This window comes from Achromobacter anxifer, assembly GCF_903652925.1.
GTDB lineage: Bacteria > Pseudomonadota > Gammaproteobacteria > Burkholderiales > Burkholderiaceae_B > Achromobacter > Achromobacter anxifer.
This window is the reverse complement of record NZ_CAHLAR010000001.1, coordinates 970,128-994,205: the sequence shown is the minus strand read 5'-3', so window position 1 is coordinate 994,205 and position 24,078 is coordinate 970,128. Positions and strand designations below refer to the sequence as shown.

Genomic DNA, 24,078 nt, shown 5'->3' with positions numbered 1-24,078 from the left:
GCCTCATTCGTTGCCGGCGGCCATGTCCCACACCTTCTGGGCGATGGGATTCTTCTGCTCCTCGATGATGTGGGCCATCAGGCCGACCGAACGGCCGATCATGGTCAGGGCCTTGCCCAGTTCCGGCGTCAGTCCCATGTCCAGCACGATGGCGCCCTTGGCGCCGGTGGCGTTCAGCGGAATCTTGCGGCCCGACTGGCGCGCGGCTGCCGCGGCCAGTTCCACCGCGAAGCGCGAGTAGTTGCCGTAATAGCCGCAGTCCTTGGCGATCTCGAACATCTTCTCGCAACGCGGATCGCCGTCCACGTGTATCGGATGCCCGACGCCGGGGATCTTGCGCTTGGCCGCCTTGTTGGCCGCGACGCATTCCTCGGCATAGCGGCGCAGCTCCTCGTCGGTGTAGCTGTCCTGCTTGGGCAAGGCGTCGCGCAGAAAGCGAGCGGCGTATTCGATCACGCCCAGGAAACGGCTGCCTGCTCCCAGCAGGCCCGCGGCCAGCGCGCCTTGCATGGCCTCGGGCGCGCCGTGCAGGGTCAAGCGCGCCGACAGCGCGCTGGGCGTGAGCCCGTGGTCCGTCGCGCTCACCAGGAACAGGTTGAGCATGGTCTTGAGCTGGGGCGTGGGAAACTCGCCCAGCAGTTCCAGCGTCAGCACGTCGATGAAGTCGCGCTTGAAAAGGTCATGCACCAGGTCATGGCCGCGCACGAGGATGGTATGGGCGTCGCCGCCGCCGATCTTGCTGTCGAACATCTGAAATCTCCGTATTGTTTGCAGGCAGCGGCCGCCCGGATGGGGACAGCCGCCGCGCCGGCCTGCTATTCGATGACCGCGTCCAGCGCCACCACGCCGCGCCCTGCGTCCAGCACCACCAGTGGGTTGACCTCCAGCGACTGCACGCCGTCGCCCAGGGCGGTGAACAAGGCCGCGATGCGCTGCACGGCGTCCACCAGGGCCGCCCTGTCGCGCGCCGGCAGGCCGCGATGGCTGGCCAGACGCCGGGCGATGCGGGTCTGGTCCAGCGCGTGTTCGATCTGCTGGCGGCTAGCCGGCAGATGGCAGCGCGCCACGTCGGCATCGACCTCCACCCACACGCCGCCCGCACCCACGCTCAGCACCGGGCCGAAGACCTCGTCGCGATGCAGGCCCACCAGCATTTCCACGCCGTTCACCACCATTTCCGATACCAGCGCGCCGCGGATGGCGGCGGCCGGCACCTGATGCCGCGCCGCGTTTGCGAGGATGCGCTCAAAGGCGGCGCGCACCTCGGCTTCGTCGCGCAGGCCCAGCTGCACGCCGCCGATCTCGCTCTTGTGCAGCACGCCGTCGGCCACCAGCTTGAGCGCCACCGGGAAGCCGATGGCGCGCGCCGCTTCGGCCGCATCCTCGGCGGTGGCGGCCTGGGATTCGCGCGGCGCGCGCACGCCGTACTGCGCCAGCAAGGCCTTGGCCTGTGCTTCATTGCAAGGCAGTTGCACCGCGGGCGCGGCGGCCGGCAGGCCGGCGGGCGCGGTATCCTCGACGCCGCCCGCCGCCTGCGCCACTTCCACCGCCTGCGCCGCATAGCCGCTGACGCGCTTGAGCGCCAGCATGGCGTTGCGCAGGCTGTAGACCGGCGCAAAGCCTTCCTGGATGAGCAGGTCATGGGCCGGCCCGCGACGGCTGCTCATCCACACCGGCACGAAAGCCTTGGCCCCGCCCTGCGCCACGGCCAGCATGTTGCGAACCAGGCCTTCGGTGCTGGCCGAGTAGTTGGAGGTGATGGGATAGAGCACCGCATCCACGCCCGGGTCGGCGAACAGCGGCGCCAGGCAACGCCGGGCCAGGTCCGGATCGGTCAGCGCCTTGGTGGTCAGGTCCACCGGATTGGTCAGCGCCGCGTAGGCGGGCGCGTGGCGCGCCATCTCGGCCACCGTCTCGTCCGCCAGCACGGCCATGGACAGGCCGGCTTCGCCCACCTTATCGGCCGACAGCACGCCCGCGCCGCCCGACGAGGAATACACGCAGATGTTGCGCAGGCTGCGCGCGCCCACCCGCGAGATCAGGCTGGCCACGTCCAGCAGCTCGTCCAGGTCTTCCACCCGGATCACGCCGTACTGCGAGAACACCGCGTCGTTGACGGCGTCCTCGCCGGCCAGGGACGCGGTGTGCGATTGCGCCGCCTTCTTGCCGAAATCGGAACGGCCGATCTTCAGCGCGATCAGCGGCTTGCCCGCGCGGCGGGCGGCGGCTGCGGCCGCGATGAAGCGCGGGCCGCTGCGTATGCCTTCCATCACCGTGCAGATCAGGTCGGTGCCCGGATCATGCGCCAGCCAGTTGATGAAGTCGGCGCTGTCCAGGTCCAGCTCATTGCCGGTGGAGAACCAGCGCGAAAAGCACACGCCGCGCTCGTTGCCCTGCATCAGCGAACGGCCCAGGCCGCCGCCCTGCGTCACCAGGCCGATGCTCGACAGCTTGCCGGTCCTGCCATCGTTGCGGAATTCCGTGGAAAAGGTCAGGCCCAGGCGCGGCGCCAGCATGGTCATGCCGGCGCAGTTGGGGCCGTACAGCCGCATGCCGCTGCGCTGGGCCAGCGCCAGCATCTCGGCCTCGACCGTTCGCCCGGCTTCGCCCAGCTCGGCGAAGCCGCCCGTGAACACGATGACGTAGCGCACGCCCTTATCGGCGCAGGCGCGTAGCGTGTCAACGGCGGATTCCGCCGGCACCAGCAGCAGCGCCACGTCTATGCCTTGCGCCGGCACCGCTGCCACGCTGGCGTGCAAGGGCTTGCCGAACAGCTCGCCGCCCTTGGGGTTGACCAGGTACACCTCGCCGTCGAAGTCCGAGTGCTCCAGCACGTTGACCACGGTGGTGTGGCCGAGCGTGCCCGGCTTGCTCGATGCGCCCACGATCATGACCGAGCGCGGCCGCGTCAGCTCCACCAGATCGTCGAAGCGCACGTTGGGATCGAATTGGGAAGGACTGGCGCTCATGCGGCCTCCGGTCGGCATTTCATCAAGGTGGTCCATTCCGTTTCCGCCACCACCTCGCCGTTCTGGTTCTTCACGGTGCGCAACATGGTCACGCGGCCCGTGCCCGGCCGCTTCTGCGACAGCGTCTTGTCGCCGATGCGCAGCTCTACATGGATGGTGTCGCCGATCAACACGGGCTTGCGCCACTGGCAACGCAGCTCGGTCAGCGCCAGCCGGGTGCCGTCCATCAGGCGGTACACCGGCATGCGCGTGGTCAGCCCGGAAGCGATGGCCAGGGTCAGCATGCCGTGCGCGGCGCGCTGGCCGAAGGGATGGCCGGCCGCGAACACGGCGTCCGTGTGCAGCGCGTTGTAGTCGCCGGACAGTCCGGCGAACTGCACCACGTCGGCCTCGGTCACCGTGCGGCGCGGGCTTTCCCAGGACTGCCCGGGAACCAGGTCCTCGAAGTACAGGCGCCGGCCCAGGTGTTCGTCCAGATCGAAAGGCGTGCTCATGCGTAGCGCCCCCCGGTCACGTGCACGGTCTCGCCCGTGGTGAAGCCCGCCAGGCGCGACGCCAGGAAGGCCACCGTCGCGGCCACGTCGGCCGGATCGCCCAGGCGGCCGACCGGCGTGTTGGTCTTGGCGCGCTCCGTCAGTTCTTCGTAGTCGGGCCGCTTCTGCATGCGCGGCGTGGAAATGACGCCCGGCGCAACCGCATTGGCGGTGATGCCGAACTTGCCGGATTCCAGCGCCAGCGAACGGGTGAAGCCGATCAGGCCGGCCTTGGCCGCGGAATAGTTGGTCTGCCCCGGATTGCCCAGGTGTGCGCGCGAGGCGATGTTGATGACGCGGCCGAAGCGCTGCTCCATCATCAGCGGCAGCACCGCGCGCGAGCAGTGGAAAGCGCCCAGCAGCGTCACGTCCAGCACCGCGTGCCAGTCTTCCTCCGACATCTTGGTCAGGTAGCGGTCGCGCGCGAAGCCGGCGTTGTTGACCAGGATGTCCACCTTCTGCCAGCGCTCGGCCGCCTGCTGCACGGCCCGGCCCACCTCGTCCTTGTTCGTCACGTCGGCGCGCACGCCCAGGACATTGCCGCCCAAGGCCGACAGCTCGGCGCAGGCGGACTCGATCGCCTCTTCATTGGCGTCGCACACCGCCACGTTGCAGCCTTCCTGCACGAAGCGCCTGGCCATTGCCATGCCCAGCGTGCCCGCGCCGCCCGTGATGAAAGCGGTGCAACCCTTCAGTTCCAGATCCATGATGCCATTCCATTCAAGTTTCAATATTCCTGCCCCGCCGGGCCCGCCCGGGCCCCGCGTTCAATCGACCTGCAGCCGTGCCTTTTCCACCAGCGCCTGGGCGCCGGCCCGCTCCTTGGCCCAGAAGGCCGCGAAGGCTTCAGGCGTGCTGCCCACCAGCGGCGTGTAGATACGGGCGAAGCGTTCCTGCACTTCGGGCATCTGCAAGGTGTCGCGCAACGCCTTGGAGAACTTGTCGACGATGGGCTGGGGCGTGCCTGCCGGCATGACCACGGCCTGCCAGGTCGTCACCTTGAAGCCGGGCACGCCGGATTCGGCCACCGTGGGCACGTCGGGCATGTCGGCCACGCGCTGGTCGCCGCTGACAGCAAGCGCGCGCAGCGTGCCTTCCTTGATGAAGGGCGCGGTGGTGGAACGGCTGTCCACCATGAAGGACAGGCGTCCGGCGATCAGGTCCTGCAGCGCCGGCGCGCTGCCTTTGTAGGGCACGTGCGTCATCGGCGCCCCCAGGGCCAGCGACAGCGCGGCGCCGGCCACGTGCATGGAGCTGCCATGTCCGGCGGACCCGTAGGACAGCCCGGCATCCGGCTTCTTCGCCGCCTGCACCAGGTCCTGCATGGTGTGGAACGGCGAGGTCTTCGGCACCACCACCACCAGCGGCGAATCCGTCACTTGCGTGACCGGCACGAAAGCCTTGCCGGGGTCGAGCTGCACGCCCTTGTAGAGATAGGTGTTGATGGCCAGCGGCCCGACGTTGGCCCACAGCGCCGTATAGCCATCGGGATCGGAGGTGGCCACGGCCTGGTTGGCGATGTTGCCGTTGGCGCCCGGCTTGTAGATCGGGACTATCGGCTGTCCGAGCTTCTTCGACAGCTCGTCCTGCACCATCTTGAAAGCGATATCCGAAGCGCCTCCCGGCGCGAAACCGATGACCATGCGGATCGGCCTGTCGGGCCATTCCGCGTGCGCGCCGGCGGCCAGCATGCAGGCGGCGAGGCCCGTGGCCAGCTTGACGATGAACTTCATGTTGTCTCCTGGTTTGCCGACACGCTAGAGCGTCGTGTCGTACTTGATGTTCTTGAGTTGCGTGTTTTCGTAGATGGCTTCCAGCCCGCGCTCCTTGCCGACGCCGGACTGCTTGTAGCCGCCGAACGGCGCGTCGAACGAGGTCCGCAGGCCGGTATTGATGGCCACGCTGCCCGATTGCAGGCCGCGCGCCATGCGCAGGGCGCGGCCGCCGTCGCGCGTGTACAGCACCGCGGCCAGGCCGTAGCGCGTGTCGTTGGCGATGCGCAAGGCGTCGGCCTCGTCGCTGAAGCCGATGACGGATTGCACCGGCCCGAAGATTTCGTCCTGCGCGCTCTGCATGCGCGCATGCGAATTCAGCAGCAGCGTGGGCGCCACGAAGTAGCCCTGGTCCGAGCCGCCGTCCAGCTTCATCTGGCCGTGGCGCGAAGGCAGCGCGCCCTCTTCCGCCGCCAGCCCCACGTATTTCTCGACGCGCTGCTTCTGGGCCGCGCTGACCAGGGGCCCCATTTCGGTGGCCGGATCCGTGGGCGAGCCGATGCGCACGGCGTCCAGGCGTTGCTGCAACAGGCCCAGGAATTCCTCGCGCACCGATTCCTGCACCAGCAAGCGCGTGCAGGCTATGCACACCTGCCCGGAATTCTTGATGATGTCGCCCGCGGCCACGGCCGCCGCCTTGTCCAGCGGCGCGTCCTGGAACACGATCAGCGGCGACTTGCCGCCCAGCTCCAGCGTGACGCGCTTCACGTCGGCCGCCGCGGCGGCCTGGATGCGCGCGCCCGTCACGGTGCCGCCCGTGAACGACACTCGCGCCACCAGGGGATGCGTGACCAGCCGTTCGCCCACCGTGGCGCCGGAGCCGTTGACCACGTTGATCACCCCGGGCGGAAAGCCGGCTTCCTCGAACAGCCGCGCCAGCGCCATGGTGGACAGGGGCGTCACCTCCGAGGGCTTGATGATCACCGTGTTGCCCGCGGCCAGCGCCGGACCGAGCTTGTTGATGGTGAGCGTCATCGGGTAATTCCACGGCATGATCAGCGCGCACACGCCCAGCGGCTCGCGCAGCGTGAAATTCAGCACGTCCGCATTGCCCACCGGAATGGTCTCGCCGCGCAGGGCCGGAATGATGCCGGCGAAATACTCCAGCGACGCCGGCATGCCCTTGAGCGAATCCAGCGAATGCGTGATGGGCTTGCCCACGTTCAGCGTTTCGATCCAGGCCAGCTTCTCGCGGTCGCGCTCGAACAGCTCGGCCAGGCGCCGCAGCAGTTTGCCGCGCTGGGCCGGCGTGGTCTTGCGCCAATGGGTCTCAAAGGCGGTGTGCGCAGCCAATACCGCGGCGTCGACGTCGGCTTCCGTGGCTTCGTGCACGCGGGCCAGCACCTGCGCCGTGGCCGGGTTGTAGGTATCGAACGTGCGGCCTGCGGCGCCGGCGCGCCAGTCGGCCCCGATCAGCAGTTCATAGGGACGGGAATCAATGACATCCATGCGGGCGCTCCTTACGCGGCCATTTGCAGGTATAGGGATTGGATTTCTTGCGGCGCGAGCGCGCGCGGATTGATGGGCATGGACGCGCTCAGCATGGCCTGGCTGGCCAGAAGCGCGGCGTCCTGCTCCGACAAGGTCAGGCCTTCGAAACGCAAGGGAATGCCGGCCAGCCGCGCCAGCGACTCCACCGACTCGATCAGGGCCAGCGCGTCGTGCTGTTCGTCCTGCGTCGCGGCGATGCCCAGGGCGCGAGCGGCTGCCGCATAGGGCGCGGCCGCGGTCTGCGCCGTATGGCGCGCCACTACGCTGAAGATCGGGCCCAGCACTTCCGCGTGCGCCATGTGCACGCGGGATTCCAGCGGGGTGCACATGGCATGCACGGCGTCCACCTTGCTCATGCCGATGGCGACGCCCGCCATGTAGGCGCCCATCTGCATGTCGGCCCGCGCCTGCAAGCTGTCCGGCGCGCGCAGGACTTCGGGCAGCGCCCGCATGCACAGGCGCAGGGCCTGCAGCGCCATGGCCTTGCCGACGGGAGAGGGATCGGTATTGATCCAGGCGCCCAGGGCATGCAGCACCGCGTCGAAGCCGCCCTGCGCCGTGGGGCGCGGCGGCAGGCTGAGCGTCAGCCCGGGCTGCAGCGCCACCAGGGACGGGCGCGTGCGCAGAGAACGGTAGAGGCGCTTGCGGCCATCGTCGCCCTGTATCAGCGCGGCCGAGCTGCTTTCGCTGCCGGTGCCCGAAGTGGTGGGTGCGGCGATGAAGAGCGGATCGCCGGCCTCGGCCGCGGAATCCAGCCAGGCCTGTCCGCGCGGCGTCTGCAATTCGTCGGCTTCCAGCCCGCCGGCCAGGCAGGCGTACACCGCCTTGGCCACGTCGATGGCGCTGCCGCCGCCCACGGCCACGATGCTGGCGCAGCCCTGGCCGCGCGCCTGGCTCAGCGCCGCGCGCACCTGCGCCATCGCCGGGTTGGGCACCACGCCGTCATAGACCTGCCATTGCAGGCCGGGCACGGCCGACAGCACGGCCTCGACCGCCGGACCCACGGCGCGCCAGGTGCCGGCGTCGGTCACCACCAGCGGCAGGCGCAGCCGCGCGCCGGCCGCCGCCACGCTTCGGGCCAGGGCGTCCGCGCCCCAGTGGCAAACTCCGGGCCAGGCCATGACACCCTGGGCCTGGAGCGCACAATCTTGCTGACCGCTCACATCGTCCTCCTGATCTTGCATAATTTGCTATGCGAATTTATAATTCATTTAGTGAATTGATCATAAAAAAAGGAGCTTGCCCATGTCAAGAGCCTCGCCCCGCGCGTCCGCCAAAGACGCCATCGAAGAATCCGCCGAACCCGACCGCCAGTTCGTCACCGCGCTTGCCCGCGGGCTGGACATCCTGCGTTGCTTCAGCGCCGAACGGCGCATGCTGGGCACGACCGAACTCGCCCACCTGACCGGGCTGGCGCAACCCACGGTCTGGCGGCTGTGCCACACCCTGCAGAAAACCGGCTTCCTTACCGCCGTGCCGGGCAAGGACAAGCTTCAACTGGGCATCGCCGCCATCGCACTGGGCGGCGCCGCGCTGGCGGGCCAGGAAGCGCTGGACGTCATCCGGCCGCTGCTGCAATCGCTGGCCGACCGCTACCAGGTGGCGGTGGCCCTGGGCCGGCGCGACGGCGACAGCATCGTCTACCTGCTGCGCTGCCAGGGGAACTCGCCGCTGCTGATGAACCTGCGGGTAGGCTCGCGCATTCCCCTGTTCCACAGCGCCATCGGCTGGGCCTACCTGGCCTGCTGCTCGCCCGAAGAGCGCGCCGCACTGCTGGAACAGGCGCGCGAAGCCGGCAAGGTCGGCGACGCCGCGGAACAGCAGGCCATGGCCGAGGCCATCGCCCGCTACGCGGAGCGCGGCTTCGTCTATCACGAGCGCCCCGCCTACCAGATCAACACGGTCGCCGCCGCCATCGAACTGCCGGCCGACGAGCGCTACGTGGTCAGCTGCGGCGGCCCGGCGGCGCTGCTGCCGCAGGCGCTGATGCTCGACGAAGTCGGCCCCACGTTGCGGCAGCTGGCGGGCGAACTGCAGCCCATCCTGCTGATGGGGAGGCACGTGTGAGCCAGCTTTCCGCGTCGGCCTGCGCGCCCGCGATTCCGCAACACTGGCCCACCCGCATCACCGAACTGCTGGGCATACGCTGGCCGCTGCTGCTGGGCGGCATGATGTGGCTGTCCGATGCGCGCCTGGTGGCGGCCATGGTCCGCGCCGGCGGCATGGGCTTCATCACGGCCCGCAGCTCGCGCACGGACGATGACTTCAGGCAGGCGCTGCGCGCTTGCGGCGAACTGACTGGCGGCCAGCCCTACGGCGTCAACCTCACGCTGTCGCGCCGCGCGGCCAGCAACGACATCATGCTGACGCGGCTGCGCATCGCGCTCGACGAAGGCGTGCGGCTGTTTGAAACGGCGGGGCTGCCGCCCACGCCGCTGCTGCCCGCGCTGCGCGAGGCCGGCGCCGTGGTCATCCACAAGTGCGCGCACGTGCGCCATGCCGTCGCCGCGCAAAACATGGGCGTGGACGCGGTCACCCTGGTCGGCATGGAAGAAGGCGGCCATCCCGGCAGCAACCAGCTGCCCACCTTCCTCAACGGCGCCTACGCCCTGGAACAGCTGCGCATTCCGCTGGCGCTGGGCGGCGGCATCGGCCACGGCCGGCAGATCGCGGCGGCGCTGGCGCTGGGCGCCGATGCCGTGGTGATGGGCAGCGTCTTCACGCCAGCGCAGGAAACACCGGCGCATGAGGCCTACAAGCAGCGCGTGGTCGACACCGACGAGCACGGCACCCGCGCCGTGCTCGGCAGCCTGGGCGACACCTGGCGCATCATCGACAACGAAAACGCCCGCAAGGTCGCCGCCCTGGAACAGGCCGGCGCGCGCAGCTACGCCGACTTCGGCGAACTCATCAGCGGCGAACGCACCCAGGCCCTGGCCTACCAGGCCGGCCAGCACGACGAAGGCATGCTGTCCATGGGACCGGCGGTGGGTTTCGCGCGCGGCATCGAGCCCGTGGAAAGCATCGTGCGGCGGCTGCAGCTGGAATGCATAGAGGCCAGCGCGCGCTTCAGGCGCATGGTCGATTCCGCCTGAAGCCCTGCCCGCGCCAGCGAGATTCCAGACCTTCCGCATCCCTGCCCCGCCTCGCGCGCGGCAGGGATTTTTCATGCCCGATCGGCCTCGTTCCGGCCACGCGCTGACGGTCCGCCCATTGCGGCGTCCCGCGAGCCCAAGTATCATCAATTCATTAAACGAATTATTAATTCGTAGAGCGAATTATAAACGGACCGCGCAAGAAGTCCGCCCGCGCCCTACCAGCGCGACCCAACCCAGAAAAACAGGAGACAGGAATGAAGTTCAGCAAGATGGTTGCGGCAGCCCTGCTGGCCGCCGGCTTCGCGACGGCGGCCTCGGCCGCGGAATGGCCCGACAAGCCGATCCGGGCGGTGATCGGGTTTGCGCCCGGCGGGCCTTCCGACATCGCGTTCAAGATGATGCAGGACGAGCTGAGCAAGAAGCTCGGCCAGCCCGTCATCCCCGAATACAAGCCGGGCGCCAACGGCAATCTGTCGCTGCTGGCCGCGGCCGCCGCGCCCGCTGACGGCTACACCATCCTCTGGACCAACGCCGCGACCATCGCCGTCAACCAGTACCTGTACAAGGACCTGAAGGTCGATCCGGCCCAGGCCTTCGCGCCCGTCGCGCAGCTGACCGATTCGCCGCTGGTGGTGGTGGTGCCCAAGGATTCGCCCTACCAGACCATGGCGGACCTGATCGCGGCCATCAAGGCGGACAAGCACGCCACGCTGACCTACGGCTCGCCGGGCTACGGCAGTTCGGCGCACACCGCGGCCTCCTCGCTCGCGCTGGCGCTGAACACCAAGCTCACGCACGTGCCCTACAAGGGAAGCGCGCCCGCGCTGCAGGACCTTATCGCCGGACGGCTGACGTTCATGATCGACAGCCGCTCCAGCTCGCTGCCCTACATCAAGGACGGCATGCTGCGCCCCCTGGCCGTCAGCGGCGCCAGCCGCGTCAAGGACCTGCCCGACCTGCCCACCATCGCCGAGTCCGGCGTGCCGGGCTTCAAGGTCACCACCTGGCAGGCGGTGGTCGTGCCCGCCGGCACGCCCAAGCCCATCATCGACAAGCTGGCCCGGGCCCTGGAGGAAACCGCCGCCATGCCCATCGTGCAGGAACGGTTCGAACGCATCGCCACTCCGCTGGTCAGCAGCTCGCCCGAGGCCTTCGCCAAGTTCTGGGCCGAGCACCGCGAAGCGACCCGCGACCTGGTGGAACGCGCCAACCTGAAGCTGGAGTAAACGCATGAGCAACATCGACCTGACGCCCGAACAACAAGAGCTGCAGCACAGCATCCGCCGCTTCATGCTGGCGGAAGTGGCGCCGCTCGTGGCGCAGCATGAAAAGGCGCGGACCTTTCCGTTCGAACTGATGCCGAAGCTGGCGGAGCTCGGCTACCTGGGCGGCAACCTGCCGGAGGACCAGGGCGGACACGGCATCGACATGCCCACCTGGGCCATGATGATGGAAGAGCTGGGCTACCACTGGCTGTCGCTGCGCACCATCGTCAACATCACCAACGGCTCCATCAAGCGCCTGGCCGCCCACGGCTCGCCCGCGCAGAAGGAGAAGTACCTCAAGCCGCTCATGGCCGGCCACCTCAAGGCCTGCACCGGCCTGACGGAGCCGAACACCGGCTCCAACATCGCCGGCATCCAGACGCGCGCCGACCTGGTGGGTGACGAGTGGGTGCTGAACGGCCGCAAGCTGTGGATCACCAACGGCTGCGACGCCGACTTCGCCATGGTGGTGGCGCGCACCTTCAGCCCCACCTGCGAAGGCAAGCTGTCGACCTTCATCGTCGAACGCGCCCTGGCCAACTATGACGTGCGCAAGCTCGACACCATGGTGCTGCGCTGCACCGGCACGGCCGAACTGGGCTTTGCCGACGTGCGCATTCCGAAGGAAAACCTGGTGGGAGTCGAAGGCGCGGCGCTGGCCGGCACGCTCAAGGGCCTGGATGCGGCTCGCCTGAACATCGCCATGGGCGCGGTCGGCGCCGCGCAGGCCGCGCTGGACCTGTCCACCGATTATGCGAAGCAGCGCGAGCAATTCGGCCGTCCCATCGGCAGCTTCCAGCTGGTGCAGAAGCACATCGTCGACATGACGGTCCGCGTCGAGGCGGCGCGCGCCCTGGGCATGCGCGCCGCCCATGCGCTGGAAGCGGGCAAGGACGTGCGCCAGGCCTGCTCCATCGCCAAGCTCTACGCCACCGAGGCCGCGCACGAAGTGGCCAACATGGCCTTGCAAGTGCACGGCGGGCTGGGCTATTCGGAGGAATACCCGATAGAGCGCATCTTCCGCGACACGCGCGGCGGCATGATTCCCGAAGGCACGACGGAAATCCAGACCCTGATCGCGGGGCGCGAGATCCTGGGGATGAACGCCATCGCCTGAGCGGCGGGCGCGGCGGACAGGCGCGCGCCGCCGCGGCCAGCCCCGTCCGCTGCGCTCAGTCGTCCCGCTCGTGGTTGATGATGAAGTCCGGCGGCAAGGCCGGGCCCCACACGTACAGGGAGTCCTCTGGCGGATAGTCGCCCGACGGCCACTGCTGGCCTTGGGCAATGAAGTCGATGTCGTAGGAATACTCGGCGTAGCTGCCCCAGGGATCGCGCACATAGCGGAAGTAGTTGGATCCCAGCACGTGGCGGCCGACGCCCCAGCCGTCGGCATAGCCCGCCGCGCCCATCTGCTCCATGCCCAGCCCGACCGCGTCGATGGACGGCACGCACCAGCTGCTGTGATGCAGGCCCAGGCCATGCGACTTGGCCAGCGCGATCAGGTGATGGTCGCTGCCGTGGGGGCTGTGGATGAATGCGATGGCGTCGCCCGAGGTGTCCGACATGCGCAGGCCCAGCGCGTCCAGATAGAAGCGCGAAGCCCGCGGCACGTCGGCGCTGAACAGCAGGATGTGCGACAGGTACAGCGGCCTTACCTGCCGCACCTGGCTGCGCGCCGGCGCGCGGCCGGCGCTGCCCATGGGTTGCGGCGGCGTTTGCGGCGCGGGCGCCGAAGGCGAGGACTTGGGCGCGGCCCGCAGCTGCAACGCCAGCCCGTCGGGCGCTTCGATCCAGAGCCCCGCCGGATCCGCGCCCGGCGGCGCGGCGATGCGCGCCACGCCCATGCCGTCCAAGTGCGCGGCGAAGCGCTCCGCGTCCTCGGCGTGGATACCCATGCTTATCCACAGCAGTCGCTTGCGCTCGCCCTGCCGGATGCGCGCCCAGCGCTGCGGATGGCCGTCGGTGTAGAGCGCCAGGTATTCGCCCTCGTCCCGCACGTCCAGGCCGAAGTTCGAATAGAAGTGCCGGGCCTGCTCCAGATCGGGAACGCTGAACACGAACTCGTCCACCGAGTGCACGGCGGGCGGCGCTGTCTGCGCATTCGATTGCATGTCTCTCTCCAAGTTTTCTTGTAATCAGCCAGCGCTCACTGCTCGACGGCCACCTTCTGCGCCAGGCCCTGATACAAGGACGTTTCCGCCTCGTAGAAATCGCGCATGTCGGCCACCGTGTTCTGCGTGGCAAGCTCCATGCCCGTCTCCATCACATACTCGCGGAACGAAGCGTCCTTCATGGCGTCCACGATGGCGCGGTTCAGATTCGCGACGGTCGCGTCCGGCGTCTTGGCGGGAACGAAGAAGGCGATCCAGGTCCCATAGACGAAGTCGCGCAATTGCTCGCTGGCGGCCGACAGCGGCGGAACCTGCGGCAGCTTGGCGCTGGGCGCCGCGGCGGTCGTCGCATAGGCCCGTATCCGTCCAGATTCGATCAAGTCCAGCGTCGACCCGCCCAGCGGCAGGAAACTCAGGTCGATCTGCCCGCCCATCAGGTCCTGCGTCACCGGCGGAACGCCGCGGTAGACCACGTGGTTGAGCTTGAATTCGCTTTGCCGCGCCCATTGCTCGCCCAGCAGATGAATCATGGAGCCCGGCCCGATGTGGCCGAAGTTCAGCCCTTTGTCTCCCTGGTCCCGGGCCAGCCGGGTCAGCTCGCCCAGGTCCTTCGCCGCGAGCGCGTTGCCGCCGGTCAGGATGTACGGCAGGCGCGCCACCACCGCGACGGCGCGCAGATGTTCCGGCCGGTACTTCACATGCTGCATCGTGGCCGGCGTCAGTATCGGTTCGGTCTGCGAGGCGATGAGGATCATGCGTCCGTCCGCGGGGGCATTCAATACCCGTTGCGTGCCGATGGAGCCGCCCGCGCCAGGCTGGTTTTCAACGATGATGGTCCTTCCCAGCGCCGCCTGCAACAGCGGCTGCAGCTTGCGGGCGACGCCGTCGGTCGGGTTGCCGACCGGCTGCGGCACCACGATGGACACGGGCTGCGCGTCCGCCTGGGCGTGCGCGCCGGTGGCAGCCAGGGACAGCAGGCTTGCGAAAACGCCGTTGCGTAGTGATTTCATTTGGGCTTCAGTCCAGTTGCAGGCGCGAGACCATCGGGCCGAACTGCGCGAACTGCCCTTGCAGCAGCGCGCTCATTTGCGCCGGGCTCGAACCGCTAGGCTCCGCGCCCAGTTCTGCCAGGCGCTGGCGGATGGCGGGCTGCTGCACCGCCTTGGCCACCGCGTCGCCGATCCGCGCGACGATGTCGTCCGGTGTCTTCGCCGGCGCCAGCAAGCCGTTCCACCCTTCGGTATCGATGCCCTTGAAGCCCAGCTCGCTGGCGGTGGGCGTATCGGGCAGCGACGGCGAACGCTGCGGCGACGTGACGGCCAGCGCGGTCAACGAACCGGCGCGGATATCGCTCAACGACGACGACAGCTGATCGCCCCCCATGTGAATGCGGCCCGCCAGCATTTCGCTCTTGAGCGGCGCGGCGCCCTTGAACGGCACGTGCGTCATGCTGACGCCGGCCTGCTCCTGGAACCACACGCCGAACACGTGGATGTACGAGCCGGGCCCCGTGGAACCATAGGCGTAATGCGTGGACGGATTCTGCTTGAGCAGCGCCGCGAATTCGTTCAGGTTGCGGGCCGGCACCGAAGGCGTGGACGTGATGACCAGCGGCACGTTCGCCACCACGCTCACGCTGCGCAGATCGCCCAGGGGGTCGAAGTTGAGCCGCTTCGCGCCCTGCGCCACCAGCGCGGCCAGGGGATACGAGATATTCGCCATCAGCACCGTGTAGCCGTCGGGCGCCGCCTTGGCGACCGCGTCGGCGCCCAGCAGGCCGCCCACGCCGGGCCGGTTCTCGACCACCACCGGCTGGCCCAGCTGCTGCGACATGGGCGTCGCGATCAGCCGCGCGATCAGGTCGGTGGTGCCGCCGGCGGCGAAGGGCACGACGATCTTCACCGGCCGCGCCGGCCAATCCGCGGCGTTTGCCGCGCCCAGGCTGGCCGCCAGGCCCGCCGCCAACAACAGTCTGGCCCAACGGCGCCGGGCGGGTTGGGTCACGGCGCTGTGCATGAAGGAAGCTGCGATACGCATGGGTGGAGCTCCTGAAGAGGGTCGTGGCCGCGCGCCCCGCCGCCATGACTGGCGCCGGAGCCGCTGGATGCTTGATGAACAGCCTAGGCGGAGCGCGCCTCGTCGCGGATGCGGTTGCGCAGCACGCCGATGCGCTCGATGTCCACCTCGACCGTATCGCCGTCCTTCATGTAGAGCTTGGGCGTGCGGCCGAAACCGACGCCTGCCGGCGTGCCGGAGAAAATGATGTCGCCGGCCTGCAGCGTGATCGCTTCGCTGATCGTGGAGATCACGGTGGCCACGTCGAACAGCATGTCGCGGGTGTTGGACGATTGCATGGTCTCGCCATTGAGGCGGGTCTCGATCCGCAGCCCGCTGCCGCCCGCGGGCAGCTCATCGGCCGTGACCACGTATGGTCCCCAAGTGCCGGTGCCGTCGAAGTTCTTGCCTACCGTCCACTGCGGCGACTTGAACTGGTATTCCCGCACCGAGATTTCATTGCCCACGGCGTAGCCGAACACGTGGTCCAGCGCGTTTTCCTTGGCGATCCTGCGCCCGCCCTTGCCCAGCACCACGACCATCTCGCCCTCGAAGTCCAGCGTGTCGCTGAGCGCCGGACGCTCCACCACCGCGTCATGGGCGCCCAGGCTGGTCGACACGCGCAGGAACAGCGTCGGGTAATCCGGCTGGTCGTACGGGCTTTCCTTGGTGTGGTCCGCGTAGTTCAGGCCAACGCAGAAAATCTTGGGGGGCTCGATCGACGGCGACAGGAAGGTCGCGCCGTCGGGCTCGATGAACTGCGTGGCTGCGGCCGCCAGGCGTTCCAGGTCGGCCTGCGTCTTGCCCTGGCGCAGCAGCGTGCCCAGGTCGACGCCGGGAGCGGAAAGCAGCGCCAGACGGCCCTGCACGAGGGCGGCGGCGCGGGGCGCGCCGTCGATTTGTAGGGTGGCCAGTTTCACGTGATCTCCTGATGATGATGGTTGTCCGAAGAATATTTAATCTAATAAAATATATATATTCTGGTTTTCCCTGGATAACTTGAGATTCATAGATAAAAACCTTATCGTGCCGCATGACTTCCGCTTCCACTCCTTTCCGTACCGCGGCATCGGCCCTGGCCAATGACATACGCGCGGACATCATCACGGGACACCTGCCCCCCGGGACGCGCTTGCGCATCAAGGATCTATGCGAGCGCTACGACAGCGGGGCCATCCCCTTGCGGGAAGCGCTTTCGCGCCTGGCCACCAGCGGATTCGTGGTCGCGGAGGACCAGCGCGGCTTCCGCGTGGCGGACGTATCCGCCGAAGAGTTGCTGGACATCACCGAAACCCGGATCCACATCGAATGCGAAGCCTTGCGCCGCGCCATCGCGCGCGGCAGCCTGGACTGGGAAGAGCGGCTGGCCGGCGCGCACTACCGCCTGAGCCGCCTGCCCCTGCATGCGCCCGACGGGTCGGGGCTGTCCGCCGAATGGGAACAGGCGCATTCCGCCTTCCACTCGGCCCTGATCAGCGGCAGCGATTCCAAGTCGCTCATCGCCATCGCCGAGCTGCTGCGCGACCAGACGGCGCGCTACCGCTACCTGTCGGTGCAGCACAACGCCGGGACTCGCCGCGCCGCTGCCCCGAAGAAAGGCAAGGAGCGCAACGTGACCGACGAACACCGCCAGCTGCTGGAAGCCGCGCTGGCCCGCGACGCCGACACCGCCGCCGAACTGCTGGCGCAACACCTGCGCCAGACCACCCAGCTGGTGTTGGCGCAGATTCCAAGCCACTAGGGCCAGCCACTTCGAAGACAGCCTTGCAGCGTCCCTGACGCCAGGGACGCTCCACGTCGAGAACAAAACCTACCAAAGGTAAGTTACTATTGGTAGGTTAATTCTTGATGGAGCGGCCCAGCCATGCATGCGCTTATCGTTGTTGCACACCCTGATCCCGCCTCGCTCACCCATGCGGTGGCAAACCGGATAGCCGAAGGCATCGCCGCGTCCGATCCGCGGCATACCTTTGAAATCGCCGACCTGGCCGCGGAGGGATTCGATCCCAGGTTCACCCAGCCCGATACCCTCCTGGCCCAGGCCAAGGGCGAACCGCTGCCCGAGGTCGCGGCGGAACATGCGCGGCTGGAACGCGCGGACGCGCTGGTGCTGGCGTACCCCGTGTACTGGTGGTCCTTCCCGGGACTGCTCAAAGGCTGGATCGACCGGGTATTCACCCAGGGCTGGGCCTATGAGGATGCGGACGGCGGACTGGTCAAGAAACTGCAGCGCCTGAAGGTCCATCTGGTGGCGCTCGGCGGCGCGAATCAGCGCACCTATGCGCGCCACGGCTATTTCGGCGCCATGAAAACCCAGATCGACCACGGCATTTTCGGCTACTGCGGCGCCAGCGTGGTCACGTCGGAATTGCTGCTGCCTTCGGACGCGGGCTTTCCCGCCTCGCATCTCGCGGCCGCCCGGGCCATCGGCGAGAAGATTTTCTCCTCGCGTGATGTAATCCGCGAGGAGGAAGCCGAACCATGACAGCACAAACATCGCGCGCCGCCCAAGCCGCCCCCCAGCGCCGCCTGTCGCGCTACGAGCGCCAGCGCCAATTGCTGGACGTCGCCTGGAAGCTGATCAGCGACGAAGGCGCGGACACGCTCACGCTGGGCCGCCTGGCCGCCGAGGCCGGCGTCACCAAGCCCGTGGCCTACGACCACTTCGGCACGCGCAATGGGTTGCTGGTGGCGCTGTACGAGGACTTCGATGTCCGCCAGACCGCGATCATCGACGCCGCGATTGCCGCCAGCAAACCGTCCCTGAAGGACAAGGCCGGCGTGATCGCGGCCGGCTACGTCCAATGCGTCATGACCCAAGGACGCGAAATTCCCGGCGTGCTCGCCGCCCTTGGCGGTTCGCCGGAACTGGCCGCGGTCAAGCGCCGCTACCAGCAGGCCTTCATCGAGAAATGCCAGCGCGTGCTTGCGCCCTACGCCGGCCCCGCCGGCATTCCGGCGGCCGGCATGTGGGCGATGCTCGGCGCCGCCGACGGCCTTTCCGACGCCGCCGTCGCCGGTGACATCAGCGCGGAGCAGGCGCGGGATGAACTGATGGATACCATCGTGGCGATGGTCAAGCGCAGCAAATAGTCCGCGCAACGCATTGGGCACGGCAAGCGGACCGAGCACGAGAGGCGCGGCCGGTGCCGCCCGTCCTTGCGCTGAGAGCACAGCGACACGATTCCGGCCCTCGGCACCCGCCAGATACATCGTGTTGCATCGATTCATAAGCCCATAACAATGAATCGGGCATATTGCTCGCGCCATACAGGCGGCATGACCGCCTACCCCCTTATCGAACTGGAGACTGAATTGCCGACTTTCAAGCAAGCTTGCGCCCGTGTTTCTCGCCACCGCAAGGCCGCCCTGGTGGCCGCCGCCCTGACCTTGGGCAGCAGCGCCGCCCTGGCGCAACAGGCCGCGCCGGGTCAGATGCCGAACTTGGCAGCGCTGAGCGGCCAGATGCACGCCGCCGCCGAGTACTGCAACGCATACACCGCCGCGCAGCTCGACCAGATGAAGCAGCAGCAGAAGACCGCCGCAGGCGCCCAGGGCCTGTCCGCCGCGGATTTCGATTCCGCCTTCACGCAGTCGTACACCGCGACCAAGGGGCAACTGGGCTCGCTGAGCGCGGCCGACAAGGAAAAGACCTGCGCGCAGCTCAAGGCCGTATCGCAAATGCGCACGCAATAACGCCGCCGCCGCAATTTCTTATATTTTTCCGTCCCGAAGTTGTGTCGTTTAATTTCTGCTTTGCATGACGGATGGAACAAAGGCCCTGTCTGTCTCGACAGAGGCATAAACGGGGCTGAGCCGGCGCGGAAAATCCGCGCCGGCGACAGCAACCGACGAAGATTGAAATAATGCGAAATAAATTGCACTGAACCGTCCGCTAAGGTCGTCCAAGCCATGACTTGGAGGAGAGCGAACATGAAGGCCATCGGTTCTGCTGCGATTCTGTCTGCAACTATCGGCTTTGCCCTGCCCGCCGCGGCCCTGGCTCAGGTCTACCAGAACGGCACCGCGACGGCGACTTTCAACGTTTCCCTGACCGTGCAGGCCAACTGCACCATTGCGGCCGATCCGCTGGTGTTTCCTTCCACCGGCCTGTTGAGCGCCGCGGTGAACCAGCAAACGACGGTCCGAGTCACCTGCACCAACACCACGCCCTACAACGTGGGCCTGGACGCCGGCACGGCGGCGGGCTCGACGGTTGCGAATCGCCTGCTGGTGGGCACGGCGCCGGGCAACACCACCACCACCGTGGGCTATCAGCTGTACCAGAACGCGGGCCGCACGACGGTCTGGGGCAACACCCAGGGCACCGACACCGTGGGTGGCACCGGCACGGGCGCGGCCCAGACGCTGACCGTCTACGGTAGCGTGCCGGCCCAGGCCGCCCCCAAGCCGGATACCTATCAATCGACGGTCACGGCCACCGTCTACTTCTGACCCCGGAACGACATGACGACGCTTGGGATCGTTCGCCAGGCGGCGGGGGCCTGCTTGCTCGGCATGGCGCTGCAAGCGCATGCCGCCAGCCTGCAGATCTCGCCGGTCATCCTGAACATGAACGGCGCGGAACGCGCCACCAGCATGACGTTGCGCAACGAAGGCCCCGAGCCCATCTATGGCCAGGTCCGCGTCTATGCGTGGCGGCAAACCATGACCGAAGACGTGCTGCAGGAAACCTCGGCGCTGGTCGCCAGTCCGCCCATGATCCAGATCGCGCCAGGCGGCACGCAGGTGGTCCGCCTGTTGCAGCCCGAGCCCGCCAGCCGCCCGGGCGAGACCTCGTACCGTCTCATCATCGACGAGATCGCGCCGCCCGACCCGATGCGCGCCACGGGCGTGCAGGTGCGGCTGCGCTATTCGGTGCCGGTGTTCGTGGGGGCCGCGCCGCAAAGCCCCGCGCAGCGGCACCTTGCATGGTCGCTGGTGCGCGACGGCCCGAATTGGGCCTTGCGCGTCGACAACAGCGGCACGCACCGCGCGCAGCTCAGCGACGTGGCGCTCGTCATCGACGGCAAGAGCCGCAGCCTGCGGGACGGCCTGCTCGGCTACGTCCTGGGCGGCAGCGCGCGTCAATGGCCCCTGCCCTTCCAGCCCGCCACGCGCGGCGCGGTCTCGGTCAAGGCCCGGGTCAACAGCGTGCCGGTCCAGGCCGACGTGCAAACCGATACCGGGAAGTGAAACATTGCGCGCGCGCCTTACCGCTGACACTGATGCTCGCGGCCGCAGCAGTTCATGGCGGCGCGCGCGCGCAACCGGTTCCCGTCGCGGCCCTGGAGCGGGCCGCCGCCGATGTCTATCTGAACGTCAGCTTCAATGGCCAGCCCAGCCATCGGATCGCGCGCTTCGAAGACGAACACGGCCGCCTGTGGGCGCGCGGCGCCGACTTGCGGGGCATCGGCATCGATACGCATGCGCTCGGCGCATCGGACGAGACGCGCGTCGCCCTGGACCAGATACCCGGCCTGAAGTATCGCTACGACGCCGCCGCGCAGGACGTCGATATTGACATGCCGGCCCGCCTTCGCATCCCGAACCGCATCGATGCGCGCGGCTTGGCTCCCGTTGCCGCGGCCAGGGCGGACCGGGGCTTTCTGATCAATTACGACCTCTATGCCCGCACCGAGCGCGAAACACCGCTGGCCATCTGGAGCGAGCAACGCTACTTCGACAGCAACGGAGTCCTGAGCAACACGGGCACGGCCTATCTGTACCGCGACATGCGGCGCTACGTCCGCTACGACTCCAGCTGGACCCATTCCGATCCCGCCACGCTCACGGCCACGCAGGTGGGCGACACCATTTCCGGATCGCTGGCGTGGTCGCGGTCGATACGCATGGGCGGACTGCAATGGCGGCGCAACTTCTCCTTGCGGCCCGACCTGGTGACCTTCCCCATGCCGGACTTCGCCGGCAGCGCCGTGGTGCCCTCCGCCGTCGACGTCTACATCAACAACATCCGCCGCTATTCCGGCGACGTGCCCAGCGGCCCCTTCGTGGTGGACAACGTCGCGGGCATCACCGGCTTCGGCCAGGCCAACCTGATCACGCGCGACGCGCTGGGCAGGCCCGTATCGCAATCGGTGCCCATCTACATCGATACGCGGCTGCTGGCGCAGGGCATGTCCAGCTATTCGGTCGAGGCGGGTTTTCTGCGCCGCGCCTATGGCTGGCGCTCATTCGACTACAAGGACGATCCGGCATTCAGCGGGACCTGGCAGTACGGCGTGTCGAACGCCCTGACGCTGGAAGCCCATGGCGAAGCCAGCGCCGGCGTGTACAACGCCGGCGCCGGCATGCTGGCGAAGCTGGGCATGGCGGGCGTCGTCAACGCCTCCCTGTCGGGCAGCGCGGGGCGCAACTCCGGCCTGCAGGCCGGCTTGGGTTACCAGTATGTGGACGAGCGCTATTCCATCGACATCCAGACCCTGCGCGCGATCGCGGACTACGCGGACCTGGCCGCCAACGACGGCATCCCCGTGCCGCGCGCCAGCGACAGGGCGACGCTGGCCGTGCCATTGGGCGGCGGGCAGACGGTATCGCTGAGCTACATCGGGCAACGCTATCCCGGCGCCGACGCCGCCCATATCGGCTCGGTCGCCTATAGCACGCGGCTGGGCAATCGCGCCACGCTGACCATGAGCGCCTACCAGGACTTCAACGACAGCGGCAGCCGGGGCGCATTTCTCAGCCTGGGCATCACGCTGGGCGATACCTCGCTCAATGCCATGGCCGGACGCCAGGACGGCGGCGCCTACACCAACGTCAGCGCCATCCGCAGCCCCGACTATGGCGGCGGCTTCGGCTGGGGCGTCCAGGCCGGCACCTATGAAGCAGGCCGGTACGAACAGGCCTGGGGCCGCTACCTGGGACGCTATGGCGAAATCACCGTGGGCGCGCAGCGCTACGACGGACGCGCCACGGGCGAACTCGACGTGAACGGCGCCCTGGTCTTCATGGATGGCGTGGCGCAGGCGTCCCGCCGCATCGACGACAGCTTCGCGCTGGTCTCCGCCGGCGAGCCCGGCCTGCCCATCCTGCATCAGAACCGCGTCATAGGCCATACCGGCTCCGGCGGCCACCTGGTGGTGCCGGACCTTAACAGCTACCAGACCAACACGCTGGAAATCGACGGCCTGGACCTGCCGCCCAACGCCCAAGTCTCGGCCTACTCGCTCGACGTGGTGCCCCAAGCCCGCTCCGGCGTGCTGGCGGAATTCGGCATCACCCGCGAGGCTTCAGCCACGGTCGACCTGGTGGACGGCGAGGGCAAGCCGCTGCCGGTGGGCGCGCGGGTCGTGCATCGGGAAAGCGGCGCCGAAGGCGTGGTGGGCTACGGCAGCCAGACCTTCGTGCGCAATCTGGGCAAGCTCAACCATCTGGACGTGCAGTTGCAGGACCTGGCCTGCACCGCGCGCTTCGCCTTCCTGGCGCCGGACGACGGCAGCCTGCCGCGCGTGGGGCCCGTCGCCTGCGTGGAGCGGCGGCCATGAAGCGGGTGCTTGCCGCGTTGTTGCTGGCCGCGCTGTGGCTGGGCGCGAACGGCGCGCAGGCGCAGACCTGTTCCGTGTCCATGACTCCCATGGCGTTTCCGAACGTCAATCCGGTGCTGGGCGCGTCGGTCACGCAGACCGGCACGTTGACGGTGACCTGCAACTGGGGCCTGCTCACCGCCGGCTACGCGCGGGTGTGCGTGAACCTGGGCATAGGCAGCGGATCGACGGCGCAAGACCCGCGGCAAATGGCCAATGGCGTCAATCGCCTGCAATACCGGCTGTCACAGAGTTCCTCCATGAGTCCGCTGTGGGGATCGGCCGCCACCGGCACCACGCCCATCGTCATCGATTTCACCCGGCCGCTGCTGGGCGGCCAGGTCACCTTCAACCAGCCCATAACCGGGCAGGTCCTGCCTGGCCAATACACCGTGCCCACGGCCAACAACGCCACCACCGCCTATACGGAAACATTCCCCGCCGCGGCGACCTTCGACTACGGCTTCACGATACTGGTCCGGCCCGCGTGCTCGACGCTGACCTCGCATGGCAGCTACAACTTCACGGCCAGCGCCAACGTCACCAACAACTGCACGATCTCGGCCGCGCCCCTGAGCTTCGGCTCGATGGCCGACTTCAGCGTTGCGCGCCTGGCCAACACGGCGCTGGCGGTGCGCTGCACGAACAACGACGCCTACCGGATACGGCTGAACGGCGGCCAGAACGGCACAGTGAGCCAGCGCTACATGCGAGACACCACCGGCACGCGGCTGGTAAGGTATGACCTGCACACCTCGGCGGACCGCACGGTGCCCTGGGGCGACGGCACCGCGGGCACGGCATTCGTCACCGGCACCGGGACCGGCAACATCCAGCAGGTTCAGGTCTATGGGCGGGTGCCGGCGCAGACGGCGCCTGCTCCCGGCCAATACAGCGACGTGGTGACGGCCACCATCGAATTCTGATGGTCAGAACACCACCGTCCAGTACGGATCGCCTGCCGCGCGCTGCAGGCGCCAGGGCGTCGCCAGTGAACAGCGCACCGCCGGGCGTTCCGGCCCCTGGCCAACGGTACAGAGGCTGGGAACGGTGAAGCGCACGAGCATGGGCGCCAGCGGCGCGGACCTTGCCTGATGGGCCGCCAATCCGGCGCTGCCCGCCAGCACGAGTCCCAACGCCGGGAAGAGAGACTTGGAAGCCATGGAAAGCTCCGGACCAGAGTTGAGCTTCTTGCACTAACGGCGCCGCGCAGCGCTTCTTAAGCGCGGCGCCATCC

Annotated in this window: 24 protein-coding genes; 12 read left to right on the top strand and 12 right to left on the bottom strand. The window is 68.0% G+C overall.

Going from position 1 to position 24,078, the window contains the following annotated elements; translation table 11 throughout:
* Positions 1-3: 3 nt before the first annotated feature.
* From HWY37_RS04500 to HWY37_RS04470, 7 genes are all read right to left on the bottom strand, one after another.
* Positions 4-750: a citryl-CoA lyase gene (locus tag HWY37_RS04500; RefSeq protein WP_176087956.1), complete on the bottom strand. Its 747-nt coding sequence runs from the start codon at positions 748-750 to the stop codon at positions 4-6.
* Between the two features lie 65 nt (positions 751-815).
* On the bottom strand, positions 816-2,969 hold the full coding sequence (locus tag HWY37_RS04495; RefSeq protein ID WP_175208720.1) for an acetate--CoA ligase family protein: 2,154 nt from the start codon (positions 2,967-2,969) through the stop codon (positions 816-818).
* Positions 2,966-3,463 (bottom strand): MaoC family dehydratase, encoded by a 498-nt coding sequence (locus HWY37_RS04490; RefSeq protein ID WP_175208719.1) that lies wholly within the window; start codon positions 3,461-3,463, stop codon positions 2,966-2,968. Before HWY37_RS04490 ends, HWY37_RS04495 begins: the two co-directional genes overlap by 4 nt.
* Positions 3,460-4,209, bottom strand: a complete 750-nt coding sequence (locus HWY37_RS04485; protein WP_175208718.1) for an SDR family NAD(P)-dependent oxidoreductase — start codon at positions 4,207-4,209, stop codon at positions 3,460-3,462. The genes HWY37_RS04490 and HWY37_RS04485 overlap by 4 nt, the downstream gene beginning before the upstream one ends.
* Positions 4,210-4,269: 60 nt before the next feature.
* Positions 4,270-5,235: a Bug family tripartite tricarboxylate transporter substrate binding protein gene (locus tag HWY37_RS04480; protein ID WP_175208717.1), complete on the bottom strand. Its 966-nt coding sequence runs from the start codon at positions 5,233-5,235 to the stop codon at positions 4,270-4,272.
* 24 nt (positions 5,236-5,259) lie between these two features.
* Complete coding sequence (locus HWY37_RS04475; protein WP_175208716.1) at positions 5,260-6,723, bottom strand: aldehyde dehydrogenase family protein; 1,464 nt, start codon at positions 6,721-6,723, stop codon at positions 5,260-5,262.
* 11 nt (positions 6,724-6,734) lie between these two features.
* The gene (locus tag HWY37_RS04470) at positions 6,735-7,928 is read right to left on the bottom strand and encodes an iron-containing alcohol dehydrogenase family protein (RefSeq protein WP_176087955.1); all 1,194 of its coding nucleotides are present in this window, start codon (positions 7,926-7,928) and stop codon (positions 6,735-6,737) included.
* 82 nt (positions 7,929-8,010) lie between these two features.
* On the opposite strand from HWY37_RS04470, the gene HWY37_RS04465 reads away from it, so the two are divergent.
* From HWY37_RS04465 to HWY37_RS04450, 4 genes are all read left to right on the top strand, one after another.
* Positions 8,011-8,832: an IclR family transcriptional regulator gene (locus HWY37_RS04465; RefSeq protein WP_176087954.1), complete on the top strand. Its 822-nt coding sequence runs from the start codon at positions 8,011-8,013 to the stop codon at positions 8,830-8,832.
* On the top strand, positions 8,829-9,860 hold the full coding sequence (locus HWY37_RS04460; protein ID WP_176087953.1) for an NAD(P)H-dependent flavin oxidoreductase: 1,032 nt from the start codon (positions 8,829-8,831) through the stop codon (positions 9,858-9,860). The genes HWY37_RS04465 and HWY37_RS04460 overlap by 4 nt, the downstream gene beginning before the upstream one ends.
* A 257-nt stretch (positions 9,861-10,117) precedes the next feature.
* Positions 10,118-11,089: a Bug family tripartite tricarboxylate transporter substrate binding protein gene (locus tag HWY37_RS04455; protein ID WP_175211262.1), complete on the top strand. Its 972-nt coding sequence runs from the start codon at positions 10,118-10,120 to the stop codon at positions 11,087-11,089.
* Positions 11,090-11,093: 4 nt separating this feature from the next.
* Complete coding sequence (locus HWY37_RS04450; RefSeq protein ID WP_176087952.1) at positions 11,094-12,245, top strand: acyl-CoA dehydrogenase family protein; 1,152 nt, start codon at positions 11,094-11,096, stop codon at positions 12,243-12,245.
* A gap of 55 nt (positions 12,246-12,300) precedes the next feature.
* On the opposite strand, the gene HWY37_RS04445 is transcribed toward HWY37_RS04450, so the two are convergent.
* The 4 genes from HWY37_RS04445 to HWY37_RS04430 form a co-directional block, all read right to left on the bottom strand.
* Positions 12,301-13,239: a VOC family protein gene (locus tag HWY37_RS04445; RefSeq protein ID WP_175211266.1), complete on the bottom strand. Its 939-nt coding sequence runs from the start codon at positions 13,237-13,239 to the stop codon at positions 12,301-12,303.
* A 35-nt stretch (positions 13,240-13,274) separates the two neighbouring features.
* Complete coding sequence (locus HWY37_RS04440) at positions 13,275-14,249, bottom strand: Bug family tripartite tricarboxylate transporter substrate binding protein (protein ID WP_176087951.1); 975 nt, start codon at positions 14,247-14,249, stop codon at positions 13,275-13,277.
* A 7-nt stretch (positions 14,250-14,256) separates the two neighbouring features.
* Positions 14,257-15,276, bottom strand: coding sequence for a Bug family tripartite tricarboxylate transporter substrate binding protein (locus tag HWY37_RS04435; RefSeq protein WP_246302183.1), 1,020 nt, complete (start codon positions 15,274-15,276; stop codon positions 14,257-14,259).
* Between the two features lie 83 nt (positions 15,277-15,359).
* The gene (locus HWY37_RS04430; RefSeq protein ID WP_176087950.1) at positions 15,360-16,214 is read right to left on the bottom strand and encodes a fumarylacetoacetate hydrolase family protein; all 855 of its coding nucleotides are present in this window, start codon (positions 16,212-16,214) and stop codon (positions 15,360-15,362) included.
* A 113-nt stretch (positions 16,215-16,327) separates the two neighbouring features.
* Here HWY37_RS04430 and HWY37_RS04425 point away from each other — a divergent pair, with 113 nt between their 5' ends.
* The 8 genes from HWY37_RS04425 to HWY37_RS04390 all read left to right on the top strand — a co-directional run bounded on the left by HWY37_RS04425 (position 16,328) and on the right by HWY37_RS04390 (position 23,767).
* Positions 16,328-17,035: a GntR family transcriptional regulator gene (locus HWY37_RS04425; RefSeq protein WP_176087949.1), complete on the top strand. Its 708-nt coding sequence runs from the start codon at positions 16,328-16,330 to the stop codon at positions 17,033-17,035.
* A 123-nt stretch (positions 17,036-17,158) separates the two neighbouring features.
* Positions 17,159-17,779: an NAD(P)H-dependent oxidoreductase gene (locus HWY37_RS04420; RefSeq protein WP_176087948.1), complete on the top strand. Its 621-nt coding sequence runs from the start codon at positions 17,159-17,161 to the stop codon at positions 17,777-17,779.
* The gene (locus HWY37_RS04415) at positions 17,776-18,387 is read left to right on the top strand and encodes a TetR/AcrR family transcriptional regulator (protein ID WP_176087947.1); all 612 of its coding nucleotides are present in this window, start codon (positions 17,776-17,778) and stop codon (positions 18,385-18,387) included. Before HWY37_RS04420 ends, HWY37_RS04415 begins: the two co-directional genes overlap by 4 nt.
* A 186-nt stretch (positions 18,388-18,573) precedes the next feature.
* Positions 18,574-18,990, top strand: coding sequence for a hypothetical protein (locus HWY37_RS04410; protein ID WP_246302182.1), 417 nt, complete (start codon positions 18,574-18,576; stop codon positions 18,988-18,990).
* Positions 18,991-19,227: 237 nt separating this feature from the next.
* Positions 19,228-19,749: a Csu type fimbrial protein gene (locus HWY37_RS04405; protein ID WP_175211274.1), complete on the top strand. Its 522-nt coding sequence runs from the start codon at positions 19,228-19,230 to the stop codon at positions 19,747-19,749.
* A 12-nt stretch (positions 19,750-19,761) separates the two neighbouring features.
* Positions 19,762-20,490, top strand: a complete 729-nt coding sequence (locus HWY37_RS04400; protein WP_175211276.1) for a fimbrial biogenesis chaperone — start codon at positions 19,762-19,764, stop codon at positions 20,488-20,490.
* A 32-nt stretch (positions 20,491-20,522) separates the two neighbouring features.
* Positions 20,523-22,802: a fimbria/pilus outer membrane usher protein gene (locus HWY37_RS04395; RefSeq protein ID WP_176087946.1), complete on the top strand. Its 2,280-nt coding sequence runs from the start codon at positions 20,523-20,525 to the stop codon at positions 22,800-22,802.
* Positions 22,799-23,767, top strand: coding sequence for a Csu type fimbrial protein (locus HWY37_RS04390; protein WP_176087945.1), 969 nt, complete (start codon positions 22,799-22,801; stop codon positions 23,765-23,767). Before HWY37_RS04395 ends, HWY37_RS04390 begins: the two co-directional genes overlap by 4 nt.
* A 3-nt stretch (positions 23,768-23,770) precedes the next feature.
* Here HWY37_RS04390 and HWY37_RS04385 read toward each other — a convergent pair whose 3' ends face one another.
* Positions 23,771-24,004: a hypothetical protein gene (locus tag HWY37_RS04385; RefSeq protein ID WP_176087944.1), complete on the bottom strand. Its 234-nt coding sequence runs from the start codon at positions 24,002-24,004 to the stop codon at positions 23,771-23,773.
* Positions 24,005-24,078: the final 74 nt, after the last annotated feature.